Raw genomic sequence first — 10,334 nt, 5'->3', positions numbered from 1 at the left:
CCAAATATATTTTAGCACCACGGAGGAGTTTTTTTAATACCTCGCTAGAAGCTTTTTGGAACCCTAGGCCTAGCCTAGGGTTTTCATTTAGACAAACAAAAAAAACGAAGCTCAATGAACTTCGTTTTTTTGATAAAAACTACTTTACTAAACGTTCTACAACATGGTCAATAATTTGGCTATTAGCTATTGGTCCTGTGTATAGCCAGCTTTCGCTTGGTGAAAATTCATGAACATTTCCCGCTTTTACAGCCGGAATTGATCCCCATAAAGATTCACTTAAAGGTGTCGTTTCCACACCATTATCACTATTAATTAAAAATAAATGATCTGCATCAAGTTCAGCTAGTTTTTCTAACGATATCTCATTCCAGTTTCCGGTCGCATTTTCAGAAATCTCTTTTACAACTTCAGGTACTTCTAACTCAAGGTCACCATATAATACAGCTCCACTTGAAACCGTTTCAGCAACCATGAAAAACTTTCCGCCTACTAACCATACTGCTGCAACGGATGGTGTACCGACCCCAGTCTCAATCGACGCTTTCGCCTCTGCTGCCTTTGTATCATACTCCGTTAACACTTCGTTTGCAAGTTCCTCTTTCCCGAATACTTGTCCAACACGGACTAATTCATCTCGCCAATCATTATTGACTTCTACTCCAATCACATACGTCGGAGCGATTTTATTATATTGTTCATACTTTCCTTCTTCAACCATACTAGCTGATTCCACAATAATTAAATCTGGATTCATTTCCATCACGGCTTCAAATGGTAAATCATATGGAATTGTTGGAACATCCTTTAATTCATATTGAAGATAGTCTTGAACCCCTTGTCCATCACTTATACTCCATTGTGCTGCTGGTTTAATTCCAAGTGCCACTAAATGATCTTCAAGATAACTAGCAATTACACGCTCTGGATTTGCAGGAACGACTACTTCATGTCCCATCGCATCTGTTATTACTCTTGTCGTTGCTTCTTCTTCCACCTGTTCAGTTGGTGTTCCCTCTGTATCTGTTTCAGGAATTTGCTCTGATTCCGCTCCACTATTTCCACAAGCTGCCAATGACAAAGCCAGAACACTTACTCCTAATAGTTGAGCCAAGCTTTTTCTTGTTATTGTATACATATATATCCCCCTCATGCTGTCTCCAAAGTTTTGATAATGATAATTACTATCATTTAAATATAAATGATGATTTTTGTCAAATTTATTTTCAAGGAAATATTATTCTTCTAAAATAAGCTTTCGAAGCTTCACTGCTATATCAAAATTTTAATACCTTTTAATATATCCAAAAAAAACGACCTAATGATTAGGTCGCTCGATATTATCTTTATTTGTCTACCTCAACCTCTTCTGGTGGAGGTTCAGACGTTCCTCCATCGTTTTCCCAAGGTGAAGCAGGGGCATTTGTATTATTACTAACTCCAATGACAACCGTATACGTCATTGGGACAAATTCATTAAACTTACTCATACTTACAACTGTTCCTTTTACTTCAGGAGCTGAAACATATTTTACTTTATAACGAATATTTGCTCCTCGTGACTGATAATCTTCGTAAAAAAGTCTCGGTAAATCTCCTTCTAGTTGCCCACGGTAATCACGTAAATAAGGTTGCCCTTCAGAATATACAACCGTTAAATTCGTCTCTTCTTGATCCGTAAGCTTTGTCCCTGCTTCAATCGATTGTGAAATAAGACCACCATATGAAACACTAGCATGGAATTTTTGTTTAACGATTGGAGATAGACCTGGATAGCTTGACGCTTCTTCCATTGTTAATTCACCGAAGTTTGGTACAACAACAGCTTTTCCTAATGAGACAACAACTTCCATCTCATCACGTTTGGCCACTTTCTCATCAGGAGACACACTCTGGCTTATGACCAAACCAGCTTCTACATTATTAGAATCTTCTTCTTCTACTTTCAAATCAATCTCATTTGTCTTGGCCCACTGTTCAACTTCATCCATTGTTTTTCCAGTGAAATTAGGGACGGTTATATTTTTTTCAAATACTTCCTTCCCTCTCGAGTAATAGACAATCGCTCGATCTTTTCTGCGGTACTCTGATTCATCAATCGCAGAATCTCGGATTTCAAATCGAATGAACTCACCTTGTTCAATATCATCACTGTATTCCGAAATCAGTTGAAGATTTTCGACTTTATTGTCTGCAATCCATGTTTCTGCCTCATACTGACTTAATTCTTTAAACTCTGGCAGTTCAATTTGTTCTTCCGGGTCAGGACCTGAGCTACTTACAAGCTGTATTGTTTTACCTTTACGGACTTTTTTTCCAGCTGGCACACTCTGTGTAATCACATGATTTGCCTCATGTTCCATGCTTGTCTCATGTTTAACCTCAATTTCAATCCCGTTTTCATTAGCCCACGAGCGCGCTTCTTGAACAGAATCTCCTACAAAATCCTCCATTGTCACATGTACGACTTGATAATAAATAACAAAAATGAGCAAAAGCGCGGCAATCGCCCCAATAATAGAATATATAATTCTTCTTCTTTTTTTCTTTTGATATTCAGGATCAATTTCTAATTCTTCCACCGCTTCTGATCTCCGGCTACTTGGTGCGGGTGATTGACTTGCTTTGACAGGTGTCACCTCTGAAGAAGATGCTATCTCGTCAGTAGGAGCTGACTCTTCTACTTTTTCAGCATTGTCCGTTTCACTCTTTATTTCTTTTTCTTGCTTTTCATCTTGAAGCTTATCGTAATTATCTTTATTAAATCTCGATAAGAAATCACTCATTTGTTGAAAGAACTCCTTTTTTCAACGTGAAAATTTGGTCAGATTGTTGAGCAATTTCATTTGAGTGAGTAACGACAATGACACATTTTTGGTGTTCATGTGCTAGTTTTTTGAAAATATCAATGATTTCCTGTTCCATTTCTTCATCAAGGTTTCCTGTAGGCTCATCGGCGAGAATTAATTCTACATTTGTAGCAAGAGCACGCGCAATGGCAACACGCTGTTGCTCCCCACCAGAAAGCTTATTGACATAACGGTCTGCTTTGCTTTTTACAATCCCGATATAATCTAATAGGTTATAGGCGACCTCTTTTTTATCTTCGGGTATATCATTTTCTGTAATCGACATCGGGACAAGTACATTTTCCACTGCAGTTAGTGATGGAATTAAGTTATAGCTTTGAAAAATAATCCCGATATGATTACGTCGATAGTTTTCATAACCAATTTGTTTAATGTCTTTGCCATCATAAACAACACTCCCACCTTGTGGGGAATCAAGTGCACTTAATAACGCAAGAAAGGACGTTTTTCCTGAACCTGATTGTCCTAAAATTGTATAAAACTTTCCTTTTTCGAAAGAGGCATTTGTATCTCGTAAAATATAACGGCGGCTTTCTCCGTCTTGGTAATAGTAGTCTAAGTTTTTTGCTTCAAGTATCATGTTTTCACCTCTCTACATTAATATTTTCTTCGGATTCAGTCTAACAATATAAATCAGTGGAATAATGGTTGAGAATAACACGGTAGCAAGACCGATAATGATAAACATTAAAATATACGTTGGACTAAGTTGAACTTCATACGAATTTAACACATCCGATGTTGTTAAATTCGAAGTGAAATCATCACCATAGTAATAAAACTCATCTTGATTTACTGTATCCGACTGCATTAACGTGCCAGAAACACCGCTTGCAATTAAGTTCCCCGTAAATAAAGAGAGCGTAATTCCAATTAAAGCAATAACAAATACTTCAATGACAATTTGTCCGATAACGCGGCCACGGCGCTCGCCAAGTGATAAATAAATACCTAGCTCACGTCTTCTATCACGTAAGAATAAGAGGACAACAAGTCCAATAATTAAAATCGAAGCAGCGACAGAAACAATTAATACATATCCTGATAGTTTCGACATTGACTTTATTGGTCCAGAAATAGAGTCATATTGGTCACTCGCATGTCGAACAACATAATAATCAGGTACTAATGTAAGAGCATCTTCAGCAAAAGCTTGAGCATCATCTGTAGAGTTTAAAATATAAATCGGTTGATAATATTCTTGAAGCCATGCATCGCCTTCTTCTTCGACCATTTTTCGAAATTCTTCATCCAATTCCATTCGTTTTTCCAGGTCATATTTTCGCTCGCTTAACACAATATCATTTGGGACATACACAGTATTTTGTGTTTCCATATCCATGAAGTCCCACATGCCGTGTTGATTGTTTTCATCTTCTGTTCGTTCAACCGTAACAGGCTCAAACAAGCCGACAATTTCTAAAGGTACATCTCTTGAATCAAGAATCTCTTCTTGTTGACCTGTATAATCTATTACCGCACTCGTTAAAATTAAATTATCACCAACATGGAGATTATTTACTTCGGCTAGCTTTTTTGAAATGACAGTAACAGCCGCTCCATTCTCCACTTCTTCATTCGTGAACACCCGTCCTTCAACTATTTGATTTTTTCCTTCTTCAAAATCAATAATTGGGGCATAGTTCACACCTTTAATAAAAAAGTTCGTTTCAAAATAAGGACTTTCATATTCCATATCTTCTTCATAAACTGTGAAACTTTTTACATGATTGGATCCTAAATTAGTCCTACTACTATAATCGTAATATTTCACTTGACTCAATTCCCCAATTTGTTTAATCTGATCAAGTGTTAACATCTCGGGATTGACATTCATCATTTCTTCTTCAGTCATGTCCGAGTTCCAAAGAGAGTCATAGTCTAAATCAACGGTTGCCGCTGTTCCCATACGTTCCTTTATCGTTTTTTCAACATTTGTTGTCGCTTGTTGAATAGAAATCGCACCAGCAATTAAGTTTCCTAAAATTAAAATAATAGCTAACAAAATGATTGACTTCACTTTATTCCTCGTAATGCTCAATAAACCTCGTTTTATAAAATTCATTTCTGTCCTCCTTAGTTTCATAAGTCTTTTCTACTAATTCCAATTTATCATCTTCTAATTTTACTAGATTTGCACCACCATTCCGACAGCAGCCACCGTCGTTTTACAATTTTTTCAATAATCCTACCAATTTCAGTATATTATTACATAAACATTATTGGCAACCAGTTTTTTAATGATATTGCTATTTTCGACTTTTTTACATTTTTCGTTTTGACTAAAGAAAAAAGACGACCATATTTGGTCGTCTAGTAATGAAGTGATTTTGGTTGGTTAGCTTAAGGACATATACTCCACTATTTTATGAAAAAGCAAGTTTTTTCTATTTTTATCAGACATAGGTTACGTTATTTATTAATCTAACAATAAAATTTGCTCCTTTATGTAATTTAACGGAACGAATGTCCGTATAAACTTGATCACTTCTATCCATTATGTTACTGGCATCATCCATACAGTTTCATTCATCGGCATGTAACTAAAATGGTTGTCACGTGGGATTTATATCTTCCCCACAAGACAACCTTTTCCTATTTTACATCAATAATGACTAAACATTTATCGTCATCACTATTTCCACCATGTTGTAGCTTTGATACAAGTTTCATTTTAAAATCATCAAGCTCTACATTTTCATGGGCAATGACATACTCTTCCAATTCATTGACATCATGAGAACTGCTAAGCTTTTCTAGTAATCCATCCGTACATAAGACAAGTCTACCCGGGTTCGAATATGAAATGTCCTCTGAAATCACTGGAGATTGTGCTGACAATCCTATTGGAGGACACGTCGAAGCTAAACGAACTACATTGCCATCTTTCTCTTTCCAAAGCCCAGTCGGATGCCCACCATTCACATAAGTCATTCGTTTTTCTTTTGTATTTAACAAAATGTAAATACCAGTAAAGTAATACATATGGTCTTCACTATGAAACAGTTCATACATATATTTTGAAAGCTCTTCCATAACGACCGTTGGCGTTTGTTCTCTTAATACAATTTCTCTCGCTACAGATTGAATAGACATCGTTATAAGAGCCGATGAAACACCATGCCCCATCACATCAATAACGAGGAAACCATATTTATCTTCATCAACTTTAAACCACATGTAGAAATCACCTGATAATTCTTCAGAAGCATCATAAAACGTTGAAATTTGGATTTTGTCATCATGAATAGGCTGTGGCAATGATTTTTCTTGAATGTCTTTTGCTATCGTTAATTCTTTTATTTTACTTTTTAACATTCGTATCACTTCAATTCTTGAAATGATGATACGACAAAGCGTCAATAAAACAATAGCAATAACACCTAAATCAAAAAAATGGAAATTATGGTCGTTATACTGATGCAGCACATACCAAATAAACAAAAGCAAAATTAACGCAATTGGAAAAACCATTCTTGTATAAAAAAAGCGGTTTTGTTGGTATATTCGATTTTCAGATAGCGTATTACGATAAAGTCCTGATACACCAATTAGCAAAAGACCAATCGAAAATAATGGATCAATTAAATTTCCCGTTTGGTAGCTTGTCTCGAGTAACATAATTGAATAAGCGATATGGCTAATGACGAGAATGGAGGCGCCAATAATTAATACCTTAATTTCTTTATTAATCTCCGTGTAATAATTTAATACGAGTAGAGCTAATACAATTCCAATATCAAGTATAAAATATGAAAAGTAAAAGAAAACCTCTGTAAACGTATACGGTTCTATAAATAAAGGCTTGAATATATATTCAAAACTAAACAAAAACAAAATAATAAGGAAGCTTAAAATATCAAATTGATATTGAGCTAACGCTGAGTTTGTGAAATTTTGTTTCATTTTGATAAGAACAGCACAAAAAAACAAAAGTGCTTGTAAAAAATAAAACACATCGGATAAACCAGGAAATGGTGTGTACTGTCCTACAATAATTTCATAATAATTCCAAATTGCTTGTCCAACTGCATAAAACAAACAACTGATAAAAAGTAAACTATAATATAGACGTTCCCGGCCTTTTGTTTGGATAAAAGGAATCACTAAAAAAACAGTGGCTAATAAAGGAGCAATGAGATGTAATGTATTTGCCCCTATAACTAACCAAAACTCATTAAAACGGAAATAGAGTATCCAACCATAATAGAATACAGCAAATGTAGGAAGTGTAAAAATAGCGATTCTGCTAACGATGGTAAGGTTCATTATCCTCTCCTCAAGTGAGTTCATATTCTTATTCTTTTATGGTTATATCGGTTTTAACCGTTGATAACGTTATGTTCAAACGAAAACTATTTAACGGTAATAGTATCCAGGATTTTCTACAGTATGTAACAAACATGTTATTCTGCAATATCCACCTTTTCATAATTAGGCTTTTTCGGTTTTGCTTGATTTAATTTAAGGACAATTACACTTTTATCTAAATTAAAATCCCAGTCAACTAATGCATCAACAATATGATGGTTAAAAATCCACTCAAGTCTGCTATTATTGTGTAAATAATGCTTTTCTAAGTTTCTCTTCACTCGCTTTAAAAGTTCACTATTGCCTAACCGAATCAATTCTTTTTCAATTCGAACTAATATCCCATTCCGAATGACTACAATCGTTCTATCATCCATTTGACAAGAGTAAATTTCTTCTGGACTTTTTTCAGCACGTTCACTAATATCAATGATTTCTTTATTGATTAAGTCTCTTTGCTTGTATTGTTCTTGCAAAACTTCTTCCGATGTAAACGGGTCAGAACTAATGGAAGTGAACATGGCTGACTTATTATGTAAGTTCCAGTCATAATAAAACTCTCGAACCTTTTTACCTGTCCTTACTTCAATAAACGTATTCAGTTGTGGAATAATGGTTTCCATTAACTTATCTCTCATTTGTTAAATGGTCATTACTTGATCTTGTCCCATCAAGACTTGCTCGGCAGGTGTAATAAAGTTTCTTAAATAAATCGTAATAAATGTAAAACCAATGGAGGTTTGAACAGACTGTGGCCCTTTCCCAAAAATCTCTCGAAATACTTTTCCTGTGTAACCACTAATTTCTTTTTGGAGATGTTCCATTTCTTCTTGCACTGCAAAACTCATCCTCTCTAACCATGTAAACCTATACTAGTATGGACAACTTTTTGCATTATTAAATTTACTTTATAATTTTTTCTGCTACACGAATTATTTTATTTATTTTAAAAGCCACTTTAATTTTTGTCATGTTGGAGATTGGAAGTTGTTTCATACGTTGTTCTAACATGTTCATCGCACACGAAAAGTCCTTCAATTGTTCAGTTAGTAACTTCGTTAAAGCTAAAAAAACCTCTCTATATTTAGGATCTTCCATTTCCTCTTTCATTAATTTGTTACAGTCATTACCCATCTTTTCAATGTTTTCGAGTTTTCTTTTCATCGTATGAATCATGTCTTCACATTCACTCATTTCTGATTCGCATAGCTCGATTATTTCCTTAACAATTTCAGACATGTCTTCTACGTATTTTATTTTTATTGTGACAGCAACCGCATATAAATAATCATTCATACGAATGTTGGTGCCCTGACCTTTCATCACTATTTCCCCCATTAACGAAAAATAAAAGAAAAAAACCGAAATAGCAAAAAGAATATGTCTTTTTGCTATTTCGGCTTATGTTTAGCGTATCAATCTAAAGCATTCCTGCCAAAACTAAATGTAATTATTGTGTTTCTTTCTTAAATGTAAAAGAAGAGCTCTATTGTCCCTTCTCATCCTACTATAGTAGTAAAAAGGAAGATGGTTGTAAATAAGAAATGATTGATTACCAATTTTTGCAATAGAGAAAAGGAAAGAAACGTTACTCCCCTTTATTCGTCATTACATCGCATTAACTTGCTTTGGAGGAGTTAATCCTAATACTTCCTCTGTTGATTTATGAATTTCACGCAATAGCTCCGGATTTTCCATTAACGACAAACCATAGGATGGAATCATTTCTTTAATCTTTGGCTCCCACTCATTGATATGCTCAGGGAAACATCGATTTATGACTTCTAACATAACGTGAACTGCTGTCGATGCCCCTGGTGATGCTCCAAGTAGTGCTGCAATTGAGCCATCAGCGGCACTAACAACTTCTGTACCAAACTGAAGGATTCCTCTTCCTTCTGCTGTATCTTTAATAACTTGCACACGTTGTCCCGCTACAAGCAATTCCCAATCTTCACTTTTGGCATTCGGGATAAACTCACGTAATTCTTCCATTCGGTTTTCTTTTGATAACATGACTTGTTGAATTAAATACTTCGTTAACGACAAGTTTTTTGCTCCTGATGCCAGCATCGTTATTACATTATGTGGCTTAACAGATGTAATTAAATCAAACATTGAGCCGTATTTTAAAAACTTAGGTGTAAACCCAGCAAACGGACCAAATAACAATGATTTCTTATTATCAATGAACCTTGTATCCAAATGTGGCACTGACATTGGTGGTGCACCGACTTTTGCTTTCCCATACACTTTTGCATGATGCTGCTCAACGACATCCGGATTATTGCACACCATAAAAAGACCACTTACAGGAAATCCACCAATATGTTTGCCTTCAGGAATTCCTGACTTTTGCAGTAAATGAAGGCTTCCTCCACCGCCACCAATAAAAATAAACTTTGCTGTATGGTGGATAATATCCCCTGTGCGGTCATCATGGATTTTTAACTCCCATAATCCATCACTCGTACGTTTTATATTTTGTACATCATTGCTGTAATTCAGATCGACTTCTTTCTTTTGCAAGTGAGTCAATAATATCCTTGTTAAGGCGCCAAAGTTCACATCTGTACCTGAGTCAATTTTAGTAGCTGCAATTTTTTCAGATGTAGGTCGGTCTTGCATAACAAGAGGAATCCATTGTTTCAATGTTTCAGCTTCCTCAGAGTACTCCATTCCCTCAAAAAGCGGATTGTTTGATAGCGCTTCAAAACGTTTCTTCAAAAAAGCGACATTTTCCTCACCTTGTACTAAACTCATATGAGGAATTTGCATGATGAAATCCTGTGGATCTTCGATAAGTTTGTTTTTTACAAGGAAAGACCAAAATTGCATTGATACTTGAAACTGCTCATTTACCGCTATCGCTTTACTTATATCAATGGAGCCATCTGCTTTTTCAGCCGTATAGTTTAATTCACATAGCGCTGCATGACCAGTGCCTGCATTATTCCACTCATTTGAACTTTCTTCACCTGGTTTCGATAGTTTCTCATAAACTGTAATGTCCCAGTCCGGTTTTAATTCTTTTAAGATTGTTCCTAAAGTCGCACTCATAATCCCGGCACCAATTAAAATAATGTCTGATTTTCTCTGTATGTCGCTCATTATAACCTTCCTTATCCTCTATATTTTGCAAAAAAGCGTTGG

Annotated in this window: 7 protein-coding genes and 1 pseudogene; all 8 read right to left on the bottom strand. The window is 35.4% G+C overall.

Annotation, left to right across the window (positions count from 1 at the left end; all coding sequences use genetic code 11):
* Positions 1-139: 139 nt before the first annotated feature.
* The gene (locus tag T323_RS0124455; protein WP_026675605.1) at positions 140-1,138 is read right to left on the bottom strand and encodes an ABC transporter substrate-binding protein; all 999 of its coding nucleotides are present in this window, start codon (positions 1,136-1,138) and stop codon (positions 140-142) included.
* Positions 1,139-1,346: 208 nt separating this feature from the next.
* The gene (locus tag T323_RS0124450) at positions 1,347-2,786 is read right to left on the bottom strand and encodes a PASTA domain-containing protein (RefSeq protein ID WP_026675604.1); all 1,440 of its coding nucleotides are present in this window, start codon (positions 2,784-2,786) and stop codon (positions 1,347-1,349) included.
* Positions 2,779-3,450, bottom strand: coding sequence for an ABC transporter ATP-binding protein (locus T323_RS0124445; protein WP_026675603.1), 672 nt, complete (start codon positions 3,448-3,450; stop codon positions 2,779-2,781). Before T323_RS0124445 ends, T323_RS0124450 begins: the two co-directional genes overlap by 8 nt.
* Positions 3,451-3,462: 12 nt before the next feature.
* Positions 3,463-4,935 (bottom strand): ABC transporter permease, encoded by a 1,473-nt coding sequence (locus tag T323_RS0124440; RefSeq protein ID WP_026675602.1) that lies wholly within the window; start codon positions 4,933-4,935, stop codon positions 3,463-3,465.
* Positions 4,936-5,465: 530 nt separating this feature from the next.
* A complete protein-coding gene (locus tag T323_RS0124435) occupies positions 5,466-7,139 on the bottom strand; it encodes a PP2C family protein-serine/threonine phosphatase (protein WP_026675601.1) in 1,674 nt (557 codons plus the stop codon).
* Between the two features lie 137 nt (positions 7,140-7,276).
* Positions 7,277-8,005: pseudogene (locus T323_RS29850) on the bottom strand (Na-translocating system protein MpsC family protein).
* A gap of 79 nt (positions 8,006-8,084) precedes the next feature.
* On the bottom strand, positions 8,085-8,507 hold the full coding sequence (locus T323_RS0124425) for a hypothetical protein (RefSeq protein ID WP_156942531.1): 423 nt from the start codon (positions 8,505-8,507) through the stop codon (positions 8,085-8,087).
* Positions 8,508-8,789: 282 nt separating this feature from the next.
* Positions 8,790-10,292 (bottom strand): malate:quinone oxidoreductase, encoded by a 1,503-nt coding sequence (locus T323_RS0124420; protein WP_026675599.1) that lies wholly within the window; start codon positions 10,290-10,292, stop codon positions 8,790-8,792.
* Between the last annotated feature and the right edge of the window lie 42 nt (positions 10,293-10,334).

The sequence above is a fragment of the Alkalihalobacillus bogoriensis ATCC BAA-922 genome, assembly GCF_000621445.1.
In the GTDB taxonomy this organism is placed as follows: domain Bacteria; phylum Bacillota; class Bacilli; order Bacillales; family Bacillaceae_F; genus Bacillus_AO; species Bacillus_AO bogoriense.
The sequence above is the reverse complement of the archived record's forward strand: the minus strand, read 5'-3'. Positions and strand labels throughout refer to the sequence as shown.

Bases quoted from the DNA above. Each gene is read 5' to 3' on its own strand.
- T323_RS0124455 (WP_026675605.1), bottom strand. From the start codon at position 1,138: ATGTATACAATAACAAGAAAAAGCTTGGCTCAACTATTAGGAGTAAGT.
- T323_RS0124450 (WP_026675604.1), bottom strand. From the start codon at position 2,786: ATGAGTGATTTCTTATCGAGATTTAATAAAGATAATTACGATAAGCTT.
- T323_RS0124445 (WP_026675603.1), bottom strand. From the start codon at position 3,450: ATGATACTTGAAGCAAAAAACTTAGACTACTATTACCAAGACGGAGAA.
- T323_RS0124440 (WP_026675602.1), bottom strand. From the start codon at position 4,935: ATGAATTTTATAAAACGAGGTTTATTGAGCATTACGAGGAATAAAGTG.
- T323_RS0124435 (WP_026675601.1), bottom strand. From the start codon at position 7,139: ATGAACCTTACCATCGTTAGCAGAATCGCTATTTTTACACTTCCTACA.
- T323_RS0124420 (WP_026675599.1), bottom strand. From the start codon at position 10,292: ATGAGCGACATACAGAGAAAATCAGACATTATTTTAATTGGTGCCGGG.